A 17,237-nucleotide genomic window follows, 5' to 3' on the forward strand; every position below is an offset into this window, starting at 1 on the left:
CGCCGATTGCCGGGCTCGCCTTCATACTCGAAGAGCTGCTGCACAAATTCGAGCGCCGCGTCGCTGTCGCGGCCCTCGCCACGCTGGCCACGGCGATCCCGGTCGCAAGGCTGTTTATCGGCGACGCGCCCGACTTCCAGGTCACCCCACTGAACACTCCGAGCGCGGTATCTGCGCCGCTGTTCCTTGCGCTTGGGGCCGTCGCGGGCCTGCTTGCCGTCGCCTATAACCGCACGCTGCTCGCATTCATCGCTGCTAGCGACCGGTTCGCGCGGCTGCCGATCGAGCTCCGCGCCGGATTGATCGGCGCTAGCGTCGGCATATTGGCCTGGTTCGCGCCCGAGCTGGTCGGGGGCGGCGATCAGATCACGCAGCGCGCGCTGACCGGCCAGGATAGCGCTGCGATCGTCGCCTCCGCATTCCTGATCCGGTTCGCTCTGGGGGCTTTATCATACGCTGCCGCCACTCCCGGCGGGCTCTTCGCGCCCTTGCTGGTGCTGGGAGCCCAGTCCGGGCTGTTGTTCGGAGCAGCCTGCCGCTTTGTATTCCCGGACCTCGCGATCGAGCCGCATGCATTTGCGTTGGTTGGCATGGCCGCCTTCTTCGCGGGCGTGGTACGGGCGCCGGTGACCGGCATCGTTCTCGTCGCCGAGATGACGGGCAACGTGACGATGCTGCTGCCCATGCTTGGCGCCTGCTTCGTGGCGATGCTGCTTCCCTCGCTGCTGCACAATCCACCCATCTACGATTCCTTGCGCGAACGCACGCTGCGGCTGGAGCGGCAAATCAGACGGGAATGAGTGAGTGGAGGGCGGTCGCGCGGAAATGGCTCCGTCATTCCGGGGCGATGCGTTAGCATCGAGCTATGATGTGCAATTGCACATCAGAGAATCCATTCCTCCGCTCGCGTCTGCGGCCCGATGGATTCCGGGCTCGTCCTTCGGACGCCCCGGAATGACAGCGGTGTCAGTCTGGTGCTGCGTCGAGCGCCGCGAGCCGTTCGGCCTCGGCTATATCCTCGACCGTGTTCGCGTTGAAGAAGGGGTCCAGCGGCTCGGTCGGCCAGGTCACAGTGGCGAGCCTGTAGCGGGCGGTCCAGCGGTCGATCTTCCTGACGTCTTCGACCACGAGGGCATGGCGGAGTTCGTCGCGGAGCGACACGCTCCATAGTCCGATCACCGGATGTGACTTGTCGCCGGAGGCCGCCACCGCCAGTTGCGCGTTCTGCTTCACCAGCGCGTCGTGGAGGCGTAAGACGAGATCGCGCGGCAGGAACGGGCAGTCGCCGGCCGCGCTCAGGACCAGCGACACCTCCGGCCGGTTCGCCGCCATCCAGTCCAGCGCCGCCAAAATGCCGGCGAGGGGCCCTGGGAAATCGGCGACGCTATCGGCGATGACGGGCAATCCAAACGCGGCAAAGCGCGCGGGATCGCCATTGGCGTTGAGGATGAGGCCGTCGCATTGCGGCGCGAGACGCGCGATCACGCGCTCCAGAATCGTGCGGCCGCCGATCGTGCGCATCGGCTTGTCGCCGCCGCCCATGCGCCGCGCGAGGCCGCCGGCCAAAAGAACGCCGGGAATTCTGTCGCGTGAGGCCGCCATCTGCTTTACCTCTCCCGCTTGCGGGAGAGGTCGCTGTGCTCGAAGAGCGCAGCGGGTGAGGGTTCTCTCCACACGAAGAGTCTCGCCCGCGGAGACACCCTCACCCCAACCCTCTCCCGCAAGCGGGAGAGGGGGCGCGGCTCGTTCGGGGATGCAGCTCGATCTGAATTCATCATGCTAGTCGTCACGCGCTTCGCCCTTGCGCTTGTGGCGCGCGGATTCCTCCTCGACATAGTCGAGGTTCTGGTCGAACAGGATGCGCTCCTGGCCTGACAGCGCGATGAAGCGTTTTCCGCGCGTGCGCCCGACCAGGGTCAGGCCGACCTGCCGCGCGAGTTCGACGCCCCAGGCTGTGAAGCCGGAGCGCGACACCAGGATCGGAATGCCCATCCGCACCGTCTTGATCACCATCTCCGAGGTCAGCCGCCCCGTGGTGTAGAGGATCTTGTCGCCGGGGTCGACGCCATGGCGGTAGATCCAGCCGGCGATCTTGTCGACGGCGTTGTGGCGGCCGACGTCCTCGGTGTAGCAGATCGGCGTTCCCTCCTTGCACAGCACGCAGCCATGGATCGCGCCGGCTTCGAGATAGAGCGAGGGCATGGTGTTGATCACATGCGTCATCTGGTAGAGCCAGGAGGTGCGCAATTCCGCCTTCGGCAGCGCCACGCTTTCGACCGCCTCCAGGAGATCGCCGAAGGCTGTGCCCTGGGCGCAGCCCGAGGTCTGGGTGCGCTTCTTCAGCTTCTGCTCGAAATTGGTGTGGTGCTCGGTGCGCACGACCACCACCTGCAGATCGTCGTCATATTCGACCTCGGTGACGACGTCGTCGTACTTGAGCATGTTCTGGTTGAGGAGATAGCCGAGCGCAAGATATTCCGGGTAGTCACCGATCGTCATCATGGTGACGATCTCCTGTGCGTTCAGGTACAGCGTCAGCGGCCGCTCCATCGGCACCTTGATCTCGACGCTGGCGCCGGTCTGGTCGGTCCCGGTCACGCGCTCGGTCAGGCGCGGGTCGTCCGGATTGGGGACGATCAGGGGAACGCGCGCTTTGTTGATCTTCATCATGGCGGTCAGGTTAGCATGACTTTACCTGCCATCCGATATAAGCATGTCGGAAGCTTAGGGAAATATGGGCCCCGCCCGTCATTGCGAGCGTAAGCGAAGCAATCCATCTGTCCCCGCGGAAACTATGGATTGCTTCGTCGCTTCGCTCCTCGCAATGACGGTGGTGGCGGTTCCGGAGAACAGATTGGCATGAAAGTGATCGGACTCGCGGGCTGGAGCGGCGCCGGCAAGACCACCTTGCTGTCGCGCGTGATTCCGTATCTGCTGGGACAGGGGCTGCGCGTGTCCGTGATCAAGCATGCTCATCACGAGTTCGACGTCGACGTGCCGGGCAAGGATTCCTGGGTGCACCGCCAGGCGGGCGCGACCGAGGTGCTGGTCTCCTCCAGCCGGCGCTGGGCCCTGATGCATGAGCTGCGCGGCGCCCGCGAGCCGCGGTTGGTCGAGCTGCTCGCCAAGATGTCGCAGGTCGATCTCGTTGTCGTCGAAGGCTTCAAGCGCGAGCCGCTGCGCAAGATCGAGGTGCATCGGGCCGCCAACAACAAGCCGCTGCTGTTCCCGGATGATCCCGGCATTGTCGGGATCGCGACCGATGCGGCGATTGAAACCCGGCTGCCGACGGCCCATCTCGATGATGTCACCGCCGTTGCCGCCATGATGCAGCGTGCCGCTGTTACGGTCGACGAGATCCTGGCAAAGAGCGAGACCTGAATGGCGCAACTATCCGACGATTGCTTTGCCTCCAGCGGGCCGATGATGTCGGTCGACGAAGCCGTGCGCCTGATCGCAACGCGGGTGACGGCGGTAGCTGATATCGAGACCGTCGCGCTTGCGGAGGCCGACGGGCGCATCCTCGCCAATGAGATCCTTGCGCCGCTGCCGCTGCCGCCCTTCACCAACTCCGCTGTCGATGGCTATGCGGTGGCGAGCCGCGATCTTCCCAAAGATTCGGAGCAGGCGTTTCCGATCAGTGGACGGGTGCAGGCGGGCGCCGCGGCGAATGCGCCGATCGAGCCCGGTCATGCGGTGCGCATCTTCACAGGCGCGCCGATGCCAGATGGCGCCGACACTGTGTTCATGCAGGAGGATGTCCGCATCGAAGGCGACAAGGTCGTTTTGCCCGCAGGCCTGCAGCCGGGCGCCAATGTGCGGCCCGCGGGCGAAGACATCCCGCTCGGCCACGCCGCGTTGCAGATTGGAAGACGCCTGCGGCCACAGGATGTCGCGCTGGCCGCGGCATTCGGCCTTGTCAGGCTCGACGTGATCAAGCGGATCCGCGTCGCGGTGTTCTCGACCGGCGACGAGCTGGTTTCTCCGGGAGAGCGCCGTGCGCCGCCGCAGCTCTTCGATTCCAACCGCTTCATGCTGATGGCGATGCTGCGGCGGCTCGGCTGCGAGGTCAGCGACCTCGGCATTCTGCGCGACGAGCCTGCGAGCCTCGCACGCGCGCTGAAGGACGTCGCAGGCCACCACGATCTGATCCTCACCACCGGTGGCGTCTCGACCGGCGAGGAGGATCATGTCAAGGCCGGCGTCGAGAGCGTCGGCCGCCTGGTGCTGTGGCGGATGGCGATCAAGCCCGGCCGTCCGGTCGCGATGGGCATCATTGGCGGCACGCCGTTCATCGGCCTGCCCGGCAATCCCGTGGCGAGCTTCGTCACCTTCGTTCACGTGGTGCGGCCAACCATCTTGGCGCTGTCAGGCGGCGCGCCGGAGCCGCTGGTGCCGATGCCGGTCCGCGCCGGATTTACCTACAAGAAGAAGATCGGGCGCCGTGAATATGTTCGCGTCAATCTGCGCACAGCGCCGGATGGCGCGCTCGAAGCCATCAAGTTCCCGCGCGAGGGTGCGGGGCTGTTGTCGTCGCTGGTCGACACCGATGGCCTGGTCGAGCTTGGCGAACACATCACACGCGTCGAACCCGGCCAGACCGTCGGATTCCTGTCCTATGCAAGCCTGATCTGAAGCCGTCGCGTAGCGATTGACGGTATGCGAATGCTTCGCCATGGTCACAAACATGAGCACGACAAAACTTGATCTCACCGGCCTCAAATGTCCGCTGCCCGCGTTGAAGACGCGCAAGGCATTGAAGACGGTTACGCCTGGTGATTTTCTTGAAGTGGTCTGCACCGATCCATTGTCGGTGATTGACATTCCTAATCTGATCCGAGAGACCGGCGACAAGGTCGAGATCACCGAGCGGAGCGAGAGCCGCATCGTGTTTTTGATCGAGAAGACGAATGGGACGATAGAGAAAATCAATGATGCTTCGTCCGCATCGCAACAATAGCCGTGCGTTGCAATAATCGCTCTGGTTGACACCTACCTTTTTCCTATCGACACATTTCAGACCTTCTGTCCCAATTGAATCGCTCCGCAGGCGACGCAGCCGCGGAGCGTCGCTCGGGCACGAGCGATACGGGCGGGCATTTCTTTAACATCACGGCTGACGCTGGCACCGGGCGTATCGTGTCGCGTTGCGGGTTGGGAATTCTCGAGCGCGCTTAGCGATTCCCGGCGCATCGAGGGAATGTCGTGGAGCATGGCTGCTTCGCGACGCTGAACTTTAAGGATGGGATCACACAAGCGAGCACGCTCTCGATTGAAGAGCGGCCGCAGGGAGGATCGGATGACGACGATTAGCAGCACCGGCGCTGTGGCCGGCGCGGGGCTTGGTTTTCTCGACAAGGAGCACACGATTGCGACCGCCGGCTTCAACCGTTGGCTGGTGCCGCCGGCCGCACTCTGCATCCATCTGTGCATCGGCATGGCCTACGGCTTCTCGGTGTTCTGGCTGCCGCTGTCGCGCGCGATCGGATTGAACGCGCCGAAGGCCTGCCCCGATATCTCGCTGTGGCAGGAATTGTTCACCACCACCTGCGACTGGAAGGTGGCGAGTCTCGGGTGGATGTACACGCTGTTCTTCGTGCTGCTCGGCGTGTCCGCTGCGATCTGGGGCGGCTGGCTCGAACGCGTCGGTCCGCGCAAGGCCGGATTCGTCGCGGCGCTGTGTTGGGCCGGCGGCTTGCTGATCGGCGCGCTCGGCGTCTACGTCCATCAGCTCTGGCTGATGTGGCTGGGCGCCGGCGTGATCGGCGGCGTCGGTCTCGGGCTCGGTTACATCTCGCCGGTGTCGACACTGGTGAAATGGTTTCCCGATCGCCGCGGCATGGCGACCGGCATGGCCATCATGGGTTTCGGCGGCGGCGCCATGATTGGCGCGCCGCTCGCCAACCTCTTGATGAACTATTTCAAGACCCCGACCTCAGTCGGCGTCTGGGAAACCTTCCTGGCCATGGGCGTGATCTACTTCGTGTTCATGATGATCGGCGCCTTCCGCTATCGCATCCCGCCGGTCGGCTGGCAGCCCGAGGGCTGGAAGCCAAAGGCCAAGGCCAACAAGATGATCTCCACCAACAACGTCCATCTCGACGATGCGCACAAGACGCCGCAGTTTTGGCTGATCTGGTGGGTGCTCTGCCTCAACGTATCAGCAGGCATCGGCGTGATCGGCATGGCCTCGCCGATGCTGCAGGAGATCTTCGCCGGCAAACTGATCGGATTGCCCGACGTCGGCTTCAACCAGCTTGATGCCTCGCAGAAGGCGCAGATCGCCGGCATCGCGGCGGGCTTCGCCGGGCTGTTGTCGCTGTTCAACATCGGCGGCCGTTTCTTCTGGGCGTCGCTGTCGGACAAGATCGGGCGCAAGAACACCTACTATACGTTCTTCCTGCTCGGCATAGCGCTCTATGCGCTGGCGCCGACCTTTGCGGCGATGGGCTCGAAACTGCTGTTCGTGCTCGGCTTCGGCATCATCCTGTCGATGTATGGCGGGGGCTTTGCGACCGTGCCGGCCTATCTCGCCGACATGTTCGGAACGCAATTCGTCGGCGCCATTCACGGCCGGCTGCTGACGGCGTGGTCGACCGCCGGCATCATCGGCCCGGTCGTGGTGAACTACATCCGCGAGTTCCAGTTAGCTGCCGGCGTTCCGCGCGACCAGCTCTACAACACCACGATGTACATCCTCTGCGCCATGCTGATCGCGGGCCTGATCTGCAATTATCTGGTCAAGCCGGTCGATGCGAAGTGGCACATGAGCGAGGCGGAAGTGGCAAAACTGCAGGCGGCGAGCGCGAGCGCGGATGCGGCCGGCCCGCATGGTTCCTACGGCATCGGGTTCGGCGGGTTGGATGCTAAGGCCGTGCTGTTCTGGGCCTTTGTCGGCATTCCCTTGGCCTGGGGCGTCTGGAAGACGCTGGAAAGCGCGGTCAAGATCTTCTGATCGGAGCCGGCGCCGCGGGCGATGCTTTCGCTCGCGGCGCCTTTTTTCGTCCATTCAATTCAACGAATAGAACAAGGGAATTTTCTCGATGTTTCGTATCGGAACTGGTGTCGCCGCCGCGTTGTTGATCATGGGTGTACTGACTGCGGCTTCGGCCCAAACCACCACGCCCGCGCCGTCCACGCCCGCCGCTTCGAGCGAGGCGAAGCCTTCCAGGGCGAAGCTGACGGCGCAAAAGCTGAAGGACATGAAGGCCAAATGGAGCGCCAACAGGGGCAAGTTGAAGACCTGTCGCCAGGAGGTCAAAGCCAAGGGATTGGCGGGTGACGACCGGTGGTTCTACATCGAGGAGTGCATGGGCAAGACGTGAGGATAGGCTTGTCGCTGGGAAAAGGGGTAGGGGGCATGCGTGGCGGCATGCCCCTTAAATGCTTCTTTGGACGCGATAATTTTCTATTGGCATCTGGCATGCCAGAGTTTAGAGTTGATCTAAAGAGTGGTAAAAACGGATGTTTCAATGACGGTTCATGACGTGCAAGAGGTTCGCGCGTTCGAGCATCCTGGCGCCGGGCGGCGCAAGGCCAAGGCGACGCCGAAGGGACGCCAGATCGATCCGACGGCCGCGCATGAGGTCGAGCAATTGCTCGGCGACCAGCCGCGCCGGCGCGATCTGTTGATCGAATTCCTGCACCTGATCCAGGACAAGTATCACCAGATCTCCGCCGCGCATCTCGCCGCGCTCGCGGACGAGATGCGACTGTCGTTTGCGGAAGTGTTCGAGACCGCGACCTTCTACGCGCATTTCGACGTGGTGAAGGAAGGCCAGCCGGATATCGCGCCGCTCACGATCCGCGTCTGCGATTCGCTCACTTGCGCGATGCTCGGCGGCGAAAGGCTGCTGGAGCAATTGCAGGACTCGGCCGGTCCCGGCATCCGCGTGGTGCGCGCGCCCTGCGTCGGCCTGTGCGATATGGCTCCTGTGGCTGAAGTCGGTCATCACTACGTGATGCGCGCGACCACAACCGAAGTGCTGGCGACGGCTGCGCGTGGCGAGATTGAACCCGATATCCCGACTTATGTCGACTACGATGCCTATGTGAAGGATGGCGGTTACAAGCTGCTGAACGATCTGCGCGCCGGCCGGGTCAGCAAGGAAGACATCCTGAAGGCGCTCGACGATTCCAGCCTGCGCGGGCTCGGCGGCGCAGGCTTTCCTACCGGCCGGAAATGGCGCGCGGTGCTCGGCGAGCCCGGGCCGCGGCTGATGGCAGTCAATGGCGACGAAGGAGAGCCCGGCACCTTCAAGGATCGGTTTTACCTGCTGCGCGATTTGCACCGCTTCCTGGAAGGTACGCTGATCGGCGCGCACGTCGTCGATGCCACAGATGTCTACATTTACATTCGCGACGAATATCCGGCGGCGCTCAAGATCCTGCCCCTCGAACTCGCCAAGCTGCCGCCGGGCGGTCCCACCTTGCACATCCGCCGCGGTGCCGGCGCCTATATCTGCGGCGAGGAATCTTCGCTGCTCGAGAGCATCGAAGGCAAGCGCGGCCTGCCGCGGCACAAGCCACCCTATCCGTTCCAGGTGGGACTGTTCGGTCAGCCCACCCTGATCAACAATATCGAAACACTGTTCTGGGTGCGCGACATCGTGGAGAAGGGCGCGGGCTGGTGGAGTTCGCACGGTCGCAACGGTCGTCACGGTCTACGAAGCTATTCGGTCTCCGGCCGCGTCAAGAATCCCGGCGTGAAGCTCGCGCCGGCCGGGCTGACAGTGCGTGAACTGATCGACGAATATTGCGGCGGCATGGCCGACGGCCACACGTTCCACGCTTATCTGCCGGGCGGCGCCTCCGGCGGCATCCTGCCGGCGACGATGGATGACATCCCGCTCGATTTCGGCACGCTGGAAAAATACGGCTGCTTCATCGGCTCGGCCGCGATCGTGATCCTGTCACAGCATGACAGCGTAAAGGCGGCGGCGCTCAATCTGATGCGCTTCTTCGAGGACGAAAGCTGTGGCCAGTGTACGCCGTGCCGCGTCGGCACGCAGAAGGCGGCGCAACTGATGGAACGTCCCGTGTGGAACCGGGCGCTGCTCGAGGAACTGAGCCAGGCGATGCGCGATGCGTCGATCTGTGGCCTCGGTCAGGCCGCCTCGAATCCCCTGACCTCCGTGATTAAATACTTCCCCGACGAGTTCAAGGAAGCTGCGGAATGACGACGATCCAGTTCGAACTCGACGGCAAGCAGGTCGAAGCCAAGGCGGGCGAGACCATCTGGCAGGTGGCAAAGCGGCAGGGCCAGGAGATCCCGCACCTCTGCTATTCGCCGGCGCCCGACTATCGCCCCGACGGCACCGATGGGCGAGTCCACCTGCGTCGCCTGCGGCGAATGCGTGCAGGCCTGCCCGACCGGCGCGCTGATGCCCGCCGTGATGCTGGACGAGAAGCAGACCCGCGTCACCTATCCCGATCGCAAGGTGGATTCGCTTTGCCCGTTCTGCGGCGTCGGCTGCCAGGTGACCTATCAGGTCAAGGACGAGAAGGTGATCTACGCGGAGGGGCGCGACGGCCCGGCCAATCACAACCGGCTCTGCGTCAAGGGCCGCTTCGGCTTCGACTATATTCATCATCCGCATCGTCTGACAAAACCGCTGGTGCGGTTGCCGAACGCCAGGAAGGACGCCAACGACCAGGTCGATCCGGCCAATCCGTTCACGCATTTCCGCGAGGCAAGCTGGGAAGAGGCGCTCGATATCGCCGCGCGCGGTCTCGTCAAGATCCGTGACGAGAAGGGCGTGAAGGCGCTCGCCGGCTTCGGTTCGGCGAAAGGATCGAACGAGGAAGCCTATCTGTTCCAGAAGCTGGTGCGCACCGGCTTCGGCTCCAACAATGTCGACCACTGCACGCGGCTGTGCCACGCCTCATCGGTCGCGGCGCTGACGGAGGGATTGAATTCCGGCGCGGTCTCGGCGCCGTTCTCGGCGGCGATGGATGCCGAGGTGATCATCGTGATCGGCGCCAACCCGACCGTGAACCATCCGGTAGCCGCGACCTATATCAAGAACGCGGCCAAGCGCGGCGCGAAATTGATCGTGATTGACCCGCGGCTGCAGTCGTTGTCGCGCCACGCCACTAAGCATCTCGCCTTCAAGCCGGGAAGCGACGTCGCGATGCTGAACGCGATGATCAACACGATCATCACCGAGGGCCTGACCGACGATCAGTATATCGCCGGCTACACCGAAGGTTTCGACGAGCTGAAGGCCAAGATCGCGGACTTCACGCCGGAGAAGATGGAGCCGATCTGCGGCATCCCGGCCGACACCTTGCGCGAAGTGGCGCGGCTCTACGCCCGCGCAAAGTCCGCGATCATCTTCTGGGGCATGGGCATCAGCCAGCATGTCCATGGCACCGACAATGCGCGCTGCCTGATCGCGCTGGCGCTGATCACCGGCCAGGTCGGCCGTCCCGGCACCGGCCTGCATCCGTTGCGCGGCCAGAACAATGTGCAGGGCGCCTCCGACGCCGGCCTGATCCCGATGTTCCTGCCGGACTACCAGCCGGTCGGCCGCGTCGACCTGCGCGGCAAGTTCGAGGAGCTCTGGCAGAAGAGCCTCGATCCGGTTCGCGGCCTCACCGTGGTCGAGATCATGAACGCGATCCATGCCGGCGAGATTCACGGCATGTATATCGAGGGCGAAAACCCCGCGATGTCCGATCCCGATCTGCAGCATGCGCGTCGGGCGCTTGCCATGCTCGATCATCTCGTGGTGCAGGATCTCTTCGTCACAGAGACCGCGTTCCATGCCGACGTGATCCTGCCGGCTTCGGCCTTTGCGGAGAAGTCCGGCACCTTCACCAACACCGACCGCCGCGTGCAGCTCGCGCGCGAGGTGATCAAGCCGCCGGGCGACGCGCGGCAGGATCTCTGGATCATCCAGGAGATCGGAAAGCGCATGGGTTTGCCGTGGAATTACAGCGGCCCGGCCGATGTCTTCGCCGAGATGACGGAGGTGATGCCGTCGTTGAATAACATCACCTGGGAGCGTCTCGTGCGCGAGGGCGCGGTGACCTATCCGGTCGACGACCCGCACAAGCCCGGCAACGAGATCATCTTCACCACCGGCTTCCCGACCGCGAACGGCCGCGGCAAGATCGTGCCGGCCCATGTCATTCCGCCGGATGAATTGCCAGACGCCGAATATTCGATGGTGCTTTCGACCGGCCGCGTGCTGGAGCATTGGCACACGGGATCGATGACCCGCCGCGCATCCGTACTCGACCAGATCGAGCCGGAGGCGGTCGCCTTCATGTCGCCGAAGGACATGCGGCGCATGCAGCTCTGGCCCGGCGATTTCATCCGGCTCCAGACGCGCCGCGGCGCCGTCGAGGTGAAGGTGCGCTCCGACCGCGACGTGCCGGAGAACATGGTGTTCATGCCGTTCTGCTACGCGGAAGCGGCGGCCAATCTCTTGACCAATCCCGCGCTCGATCCGTTCGGCAAGATTCCGGAATTCAAGTTCTGCGCCGTGCGCGCGGAAAAGGCCGAACTCCGCTCGGCCGCGGAGTAGGCGCTGCTGCTACCCCGCAACGTTAGGGTATCACCTTCTGATAGATTGCGGACTGTCGATCTCAACCAGGCCAGTAGAGGTCGAACAATTTAGGACACCCGCAGATTCAATTTGAGACACTTGTTGGGACACTTGGGCTCAAATACGGACAGCACCCCTTCCTCATATAGAAACGGATCACCCCTAGCAGCAGGCGCCAAAGCTATCTGGCTCGACGCTTAGGGCCAACAGCCGACGTCGGATGCCCAGAGCCCACGGCCGAGGTGATGCGCAAACCGTGGCACTATCACGATCGAGGAAAGCGCGGCCGCTATGGCTATGGTGCGGCGAGCTTTGGCGCCGTTCCCTGAAACTCTCGGGCTCTGATTTCACGGAACGACACCAGGCGGCGCTGAGCCTCGTCCCACAGCACAAGCCTTACGCACCGAAAGCTCTGCAGGAGCGTTATGTGACCGACCTCGCGCAGTTCCGGGTGGTCGCGCAACACGCGCGGCAGCCGGTAAAAGGGAATACGACTGCAAAGATGGTGCACGTGGTGGATGCCGATGTTGGCTGTGAACCAGCGCAGCAATACCGGAAGATCGTAATGTGAGCTGCCGTATAGGGCGGCCTGATGCAGATTCCAGCGCTCGTCGCGCTCCCACGCGGTTTGCTCAAATTGATGTTGCACATAGAACAGCCATACGCCGGTCGTGGCGGCGAGCAGCATGATCGGAAGATGCACGAGCAGGAACGCCTTAATGCCGATGAGCCATGTGAGCGCGGCGGCGATCACGGCAATGGCGAGATTGGTCGCCATTGTGCTGGTCCAAGGCTGCCAACCGTCGCGCATGAGGCCGACCGGGAGACGGTGTTGCAGGAGAAACAGATAGGCTGGTCCGACCACGAACATGACCAGTGGGTGGCGGTAAAGTCTGTATTTCAGACGGCCCCACCACGAACGGGCCTGGTATTCGCGAACTGTCAGGGTATCGATATCGCCGATACCGCGGCGGTCGAGGTTGCCGGTGGTGGCATGATGGATCGCATGCGTGCGGCGCCACCAGTCGTAAGGCGTCAGCGTGAGCACGCCAATGACGCGGCCGACCCAGTCGTTCGCCAGACGATCGGCGAAAAAGGTGCCATGGCCGCAGTCGTGCTGGATCATGAACAGGCGCAAGAGAAAGCCGGCGGCTGGAATCGCGATAAGCAATGAAGCCCAAGCATAGCCAAGGGAAAACGTGAACCAAGCTGCCGTCCATAACGTCACGAGCGGCAAAGCCGTGATCACCAACTCGGCAACGCTGCGCACGTGATTTGGCGTCCGATAGCCGCCCAGAATGCTCGTCCAACGCCGAGTGTCGGGCGTCGCCAGACCTGAGTTATGTTTAATGCTCAAGTGATGATATCCGAGGCCTGCCGATCGCGCCGCTTTCGGCGCAGCCGCAATGATTGCGGCCAAATAAAAAATCCCGCGTGCCGACGGATCGGCCGCGGGACTCCGAAACCACAAGCTCTGCCAATACATCCGTGGTCAGAGCAGCATGGCCCTTCACGCAGTCGCTCAGACAGCGCGCAGATTTTCAGCGGCAGATTTGCCGGTCCGGCGGTCTGCGACGATGTCAAAGCTGACATTTTGCCCCTCATTGAGGGTGCTCATGCCGGCGCGTTCAACCGCGCTGATATGAACAAAGACGTCATTGCCGCCATCGGCGGGCTGAATGAAGCCGAAGCCCTTTTGGCTGTTAAACCACTTCACAATTCCTGTAGTCACGGAGAATGTCCTTTCACTGACAACGTACACGCAAGACTTAGCCGCCGAGGGATCGGAATCCTTCGTCGGCTGATCGATTTTGGAGAAGGGGTCTGAAACGTGCGCGCCTGTCAGTAACGAGGCGAAGCGGCCCAGGTCGTTCGGCCAAGTGTCGATTAGCACCATATATGGACACGAATTGGAGTGACGTCAAGGTCTGCAGGCCTTTGCCTTGCCCGATGTCCGCTTTTGGGTCTTGTCTGTGGAAGACATGGTCGATCAAAACTCGCCGCCTTCGTTAACCCGAACACCCCAACTCGCCTTGTGCAAAGTCAAACCACAGCGGGTTCTCGATGGGATGCCGATATCCCCTTGTGCATCAGCCCTGCCGCGTCCTTTGGAACTAATTTTGGAAGTCGATACTGCGCAAGATAACGCCCGGAGGAGTGCCTTCGAACTCCATTGCAAGGAATTTGCGAGCGGCACGCTCTTCAATCCGATCGCGGAGTCTGATGAATTGGGCCTCACGCTGGTTCGGCTAGGACCGCGCCGCGCTTTCCAGATGATGGCCTCACTTCGAGGCTTTGGTGATCTTGTGCTCCAAGTGGCCGGTCTCATGATCACGGCGGAGTTGGCTCAACGATGTCTCGTTCAGCTTAAGGAGAACCTCGCGGAGCTTCTCGGTGTCGGGATAGCCAGCCGCGAAACTCTGGCCGTACACCTTGCGCAACGTGCGAATAAGGGTGTTTCCGTGTTTGGCGCTGATTTCTCCGTCCTTGTTGCGGTGGCGATTGTCAAGAGTTGCCTTGCTCATGCTGCCCTCCTTTGTGCCCGCGCCGACAGCATCCACCCGCCGAGACCAAATCGCAACAACGCGTGCTCGGGAAATGCACTTTGCGCTGCATAGCTTTTGGTGGTAGCGGGCGATTGGCTCGAGGAGCGCTTGTTTAACTCGTCCCGCCTCCGTTCAATGCGACCACGGACACTAAAAGCATGTTCGGGACGTATTAGGTCAACGTTACTGACGCGCTTCTGCCCTCCTTAAGACCGCGAAGCCGACCGCCGCAGCGCTCGTTCTTGCTTTCACGGGCCTGGGCCGGAGGGCAACAGGATGCATTGCATTACAGCATGCTCCACGTTAGAGCAGCCGTAACTTTTAGAGGTAGACACATGTCATATGCCTACAAACTGAATGAAGACGTTCACCACCAGCCCCAAGGTCCACGAGGACGTGCCTCCACTGAGGCACCAATGATTTACACCATCGTTCAACTTATGCCCATCGAGGCAGATGGACGTCTTAGATACCGCATCAAGAGCAAGTCGGATAATATAGAGCGTGTCGTTACGGAAGATCAGCTTTCGTATTCTCAGTGATTTAGCGCGCTTGATGACGGTAGGAGCCTAGTCGTGCTGAATGATCGAGAAAATATCCTGCGGGCGCTCCGCGAGAAACCGCTCAAAGTGCACGAGGTCATGAAACGCGCCAATGTCGTGAATGAAGAAGCTTGCCAATCCCTCCTGTTGAAAATGCGAGACGAAGGCCTGGTGAAGTTCGATATCCACAAAGGGCGATGGCTCATCGGATGATTCGTGAAATTGCGGGCGACCGTCCAGCGTTGATCACAGAAGACTCGCTGCGGCGATTAGGAACACGCTCAGACTTGAAGGATTGAGCGTCCCGCAGCCCCCGACGGCAACAGATCAGCCGCGACGATTCTTCCTTGCCTTCTTTCCGAGTGCGGCTTTCGCAGGCGACGTGTTTGCCGGCTGCCCTTGTCCAGCATGGCCGGACTTGTTCCGGTGTTTCTTTTTCTTCCCGAAACCCGGCTCGCCGCCAAATTTCGACCCGCTTTCGCGGTGAGGCTTGCCGCGTTGCTTCGGTCCTGCCGCGTCACGAGAATTGTCGCTTCGACGAGCATTGTGATCGGAGTCGCCGGCTTCGCGCCAAGGCGAGTGTGACTGCTTTTCCGAACGTGCCTGACCTGGGGGAGTGTCTGCCAGCGGCTCGATGCGGATGTTGTCTTCCTTATCCGGACGTCGGATCTTGGCGGCGAAGGATCCTGCGACCCGCTCGGAAATTTCGAACTCGGTGGTGGTGTCCAGAATCCGGATGGCGCCAATGTCACGCTTGTCGATGCCGCCACGACGGCAAATCATCGGCAAGAGCCAGCGCGCTTCCGCATTCTTTTTTCGTCCGATGGTAGCCCGGAACCATACGCTGGCTTCCGCCATTCCGTGACGCGACGATGATCTTCCCGTTTTCGATCGGGGCGCGGTGGGGCGTTCATCGCCGCGCGATGTCCGAATGTGTTCTCGACCGCGGTCGTCACGAGGTCGGCTGCGATCCTGGCCGGGATCGAGAATGTCTTCGGGCGAAGGAAGCCGCGCGCGATAAAGCCGCGCGAGCGCCGCCGCGATGTCCTCAACCGACCGCTCGGCAAGCAATGCCCGCGCCAGCACCAGATCGTCGGCGGTCGTTTCCTCGGTGAACACCGCATCCTGCAGCATGCGTTCATGATCGAGCTTGCGGATTTCATCGGCCTGAGGAGCCGTGCCCCAGACGGCATCAATGCCAGCCAGATTCAGCAGCAATTCCGCGCGTCGTTTTCGGGCGGGCGGCACCAGCAGGATGCTCACACCCTTGCGGCCCGCACGGCCGGTGCGACCCGAGCGGTGCTGCATGACCTCCGCGTCCTTTGGCAGATCGGCATGAATGACGAGGTCGAGGCTCGGCAGGTCGATGCCGCGCGCCGCCACGTCGGTCGCCACGCAGACGCGGGAACGTCCGTCGCGCAACGCCTGCAGCGCCAGGGTTCGCTCGTTCTGCGTCATTTCACCGGAGAGAGCGACCACGGAAAACCCACGCTCCAGCAGCGCCGCCTGCAAATGCCTGACCGCATCTCTTGTGTTGCAAAACACAAGTGCGCTCGGCGATTCGAAAAAGCGCAATACGTTGACGACCGCGTGCTCGACATCATCAGGAGCGATCCGGATGGCGCGGTACTCAATATCGGCATGACCGCCTTCGTCGCCCGCGACCTCGATCCGAAAGGCCTGTCGCTGGTACTGCTTTGCCAGCGCAACGATGCCGCGCGGAAAAGTCGCCGAGAACAACAACGTGCGGCGCGTGTCGGGCGTGGTCTTGAGGATGAATTCCATATCCTCGCGAAAACCGAGATTGAGCATTTCATCGGCCTCGTCGAGGACGACGGCCTTCAATTCCGAAATGTCGAGATGGCCGCGCCGCAAGTGATCGCACAATCGGCCTGGCGTCCCGACCACGATGTGAGCGCCCGCGGCAAGCTCGCCCTGTTCGCGGCGCGGATCCATGCCGCCGACGCAGGAGACGACGCGCGCATCCGCGTATTGATAAAGCCATGCGAGTTCGCGATGGACCTGCAAGGCGAGTTCGCGCGTTGGCGCGACGGTCAAGGCAAGCGGCGCGGCAGCCCGCTGAAACCGCTCGTCCCTGCCCAGAAGATTCTTTGCAATTGCCAGCCCGTAAGCGACGGTCTTGCCCGAGCCTGTTTGGGCCGAAACGAGAAGGTCGCGGTCGACAGCTTCTTCCGCAAGCACGGCGATCTGAACAGGGGTCGGCCGATCGTAGCTGCGCTCGGCTAAAGCTCGGGCGAGCGGCGGACTTGTGGTCGGGAATGACACGAGATGGAAACCTTTGTTGGCTCAGGCGCAGAACGTCGAGCCGAGTGACTTGAAGCTGCGTGCCCGGCAGACGGCACAGCCGCGCGCGTGGCGATTTGATTCAGATGCTTTACGCCAAGAGAAGTCAAATCACCATGGCCCCGTATGCCACATCGCATTGGCGGACGCAGAGAGAAGCCCCGCCGGCCTGCCCGAACCTACTACATCCAGCATGTTGGAGCCCTTTCGCCGCATATTGAGGGCCTTTACGAATGTCGAGGGAAACTGTTAATGCCGGGGCTCGGCTAACAACTGGCGTTTGGCCGGAT

At 62.3% G+C, this 17,237-nt stretch carries 14 protein-coding genes and 2 pseudogenes; 9 read left to right on the forward strand and 7 right to left on the reverse strand.

Annotation, left to right across the window (positions count from 1 at the left end):
* On the forward strand, window positions 1-800 hold an 800-nt coding region (locus tag CWO89_RS25330; RefSeq protein ID WP_130581383.1), incomplete at its 5' end, for a chloride channel protein.
* 166 nt (window positions 801-966) lie between these two features.
* On the opposite strand, the gene mobA is transcribed toward CWO89_RS25330, so the two are convergent.
* Together mobA and CWO89_RS25340 are read right to left on the reverse strand one after the other, a co-directional pair.
* Window positions 967-1,602 (reverse strand): molybdenum cofactor guanylyltransferase MobA, encoded by a 636-nt coding sequence (mobA, locus tag CWO89_RS25335; RefSeq protein WP_130581384.1) that lies wholly within the window; start codon window positions 1,600-1,602, stop codon window positions 967-969.
* Window positions 1,603-1,779: 177 nt separating this feature from the next.
* Complete coding sequence (locus CWO89_RS25340) at window positions 1,780-2,670, reverse strand: formate dehydrogenase accessory sulfurtransferase FdhD (protein WP_130581385.1); 891 nt, start codon at window positions 2,668-2,670, stop codon at window positions 1,780-1,782.
* 189 nt (window positions 2,671-2,859) lie between these two features.
* Between CWO89_RS25340 and mobB the strand changes: the two genes are divergently transcribed.
* The 7 genes and pseudogenes from mobB to fdhF all read left to right on the forward strand — a co-directional run bounded on the left by mobB (window position 2,860) and on the right by fdhF (window position 11,534).
* Window positions 2,860-3,381 carry a molybdopterin-guanine dinucleotide biosynthesis protein B gene (mobB, locus tag CWO89_RS25345; RefSeq protein WP_130581386.1) on the forward strand — a complete coding sequence of 174 codons (522 nt, stop codon included), beginning with the start codon at window positions 2,860-2,862 and terminating at the stop codon, window positions 3,379-3,381.
* On the forward strand, window positions 3,382-4,635 hold the full coding sequence (locus tag CWO89_RS25350; RefSeq protein WP_130581387.1) for a molybdopterin molybdotransferase MoeA: 1,254 nt from the start codon (window positions 3,382-3,384) through the stop codon (window positions 4,633-4,635).
* Between the two features lie 52 nt (window positions 4,636-4,687).
* Window positions 4,688-4,960: a sulfurtransferase TusA family protein gene (locus CWO89_RS25355; RefSeq protein ID WP_165421337.1), complete on the forward strand. Its 273-nt coding sequence runs from the start codon at window positions 4,688-4,690 to the stop codon at window positions 4,958-4,960.
* A 339-nt stretch (window positions 4,961-5,299) separates the two neighbouring features.
* The gene (locus CWO89_RS25360) at window positions 5,300-6,955 is read left to right on the forward strand and encodes an OFA family MFS transporter (protein ID WP_130581389.1); all 1,656 of its coding nucleotides are present in this window, start codon (window positions 5,300-5,302) and stop codon (window positions 6,953-6,955) included.
* An 88-nt stretch (window positions 6,956-7,043) separates the two neighbouring features.
* Complete coding sequence (locus tag CWO89_RS25365) at window positions 7,044-7,325, forward strand: hypothetical protein (RefSeq protein ID WP_130581390.1); 282 nt, start codon at window positions 7,044-7,046, stop codon at window positions 7,323-7,325.
* Window positions 7,326-7,472: 147 nt separating this feature from the next.
* Window positions 7,473-9,179, forward strand: a complete 1,707-nt coding sequence (locus tag CWO89_RS25370) for an NADH-ubiquinone oxidoreductase-F iron-sulfur binding region domain-containing protein (protein WP_130581391.1) — start codon at window positions 7,473-7,475, stop codon at window positions 9,177-9,179.
* Window positions 9,176-11,534 (forward strand): annotated as a pseudogene (gene fdhF / locus CWO89_RS25375) (formate dehydrogenase subunit alpha). The gene CWO89_RS25370 and the pseudogene fdhF overlap by 4 nt, the downstream one beginning before the upstream one ends.
* A 316-nt stretch (window positions 11,535-11,850) precedes the next feature.
* Here fdhF and CWO89_RS25380 read toward each other — a convergent pair.
* The 4 genes and pseudogenes from CWO89_RS25380 to CWO89_RS25395 form a co-directional block, all read right to left on the reverse strand.
* Complete coding sequence (locus CWO89_RS25380; RefSeq protein ID WP_245476551.1) at window positions 11,851-12,912, reverse strand: fatty acid desaturase; 1,062 nt, start codon at window positions 12,910-12,912, stop codon at window positions 11,851-11,853.
* A 165-nt stretch (window positions 12,913-13,077) separates the two neighbouring features.
* The gene (locus CWO89_RS25385; RefSeq protein WP_130581396.1) at window positions 13,078-13,287 is read right to left on the reverse strand and encodes a cold-shock protein; all 210 of its coding nucleotides are present in this window, start codon (window positions 13,285-13,287) and stop codon (window positions 13,078-13,080) included.
* A gap of 382 nt (window positions 13,288-13,669) precedes the next feature.
* Window positions 13,670-13,804: pseudogene (locus CWO89_RS48085) on the reverse strand (DUF1488 family protein); the annotation flags it as partial.
* A 33-nt stretch (window positions 13,805-13,837) separates the two neighbouring features.
* Window positions 13,838-14,080 carry a hypothetical protein gene (locus tag CWO89_RS25395; RefSeq protein ID WP_028166547.1) on the reverse strand — a complete coding sequence of 81 codons (243 nt, stop codon included), beginning with the start codon at window positions 14,078-14,080 and terminating at the stop codon, window positions 13,838-13,840.
* A 596-nt stretch (window positions 14,081-14,676) separates the two neighbouring features.
* Between CWO89_RS25395 and CWO89_RS25405 the strand changes: the two genes are divergently transcribed.
* Window positions 14,677-14,856, forward strand: a complete 180-nt coding sequence (locus tag CWO89_RS25405) for a hypothetical protein (RefSeq protein ID WP_130581394.1) — start codon at window positions 14,677-14,679, stop codon at window positions 14,854-14,856.
* 114 nt (window positions 14,857-14,970) lie between these two features.
* Here CWO89_RS25405 and CWO89_RS25410 read toward each other — a convergent pair whose 3' ends face one another.
* A complete protein-coding gene (locus CWO89_RS25410) occupies window positions 14,971-16,929 on the reverse strand; it encodes a DEAD/DEAH box helicase (RefSeq protein WP_130581395.1) in 1,959 nt (652 codons plus the stop codon).
* Between the last annotated feature and the right edge of the window lie 308 nt (window positions 16,930-17,237).

It is taken from the genome of Bradyrhizobium sp. Leo170 (assembly GCF_004296405.1).
Taxonomy (GTDB): Bacteria; Pseudomonadota; Alphaproteobacteria; order Rhizobiales; family Xanthobacteraceae; genus Bradyrhizobium.

Bases quoted from the DNA above. Each gene is read 5' to 3' on its own strand.
- mobA (WP_130581384.1), bottom strand. From the start codon at position 1,602: ATGGCGGCCTCACGCGACAGAATTCCCGGCGTTCTTTTGGCCGGCGGC.
- CWO89_RS25395 (WP_028166547.1), bottom strand. From the start codon at position 14,080: ATGAGCAAGGCAACTCTTGACAATCGCCACCGCAACAAGGACGGAGAA.
- CWO89_RS25340 (WP_130581385.1), bottom strand. From the start codon at position 2,670: ATGATGAAGATCAACAAAGCGCGCGTTCCCCTGATCGTCCCCAATCCG.
- CWO89_RS25365 (WP_130581390.1), top strand. From the start codon at position 7,044: ATGTTTCGTATCGGAACTGGTGTCGCCGCCGCGTTGTTGATCATGGGT.
- CWO89_RS25355 (WP_165421337.1), top strand. From the start codon at position 4,688: ATGAGCACGACAAAACTTGATCTCACCGGCCTCAAATGTCCGCTGCCC.
- CWO89_RS25370 (WP_130581391.1), top strand. From the start codon at position 7,473: ATGACGGTTCATGACGTGCAAGAGGTTCGCGCGTTCGAGCATCCTGGC.
- mobB (WP_130581386.1), top strand. From the start codon at position 2,860: ATGAAAGTGATCGGACTCGCGGGCTGGAGCGGCGCCGGCAAGACCACC.
- CWO89_RS25350 (WP_130581387.1), top strand. From the start codon at position 3,382: ATGGCGCAACTATCCGACGATTGCTTTGCCTCCAGCGGGCCGATGATG.
- CWO89_RS25360 (WP_130581389.1), top strand. From the start codon at position 5,300: ATGACGACGATTAGCAGCACCGGCGCTGTGGCCGGCGCGGGGCTTGGT.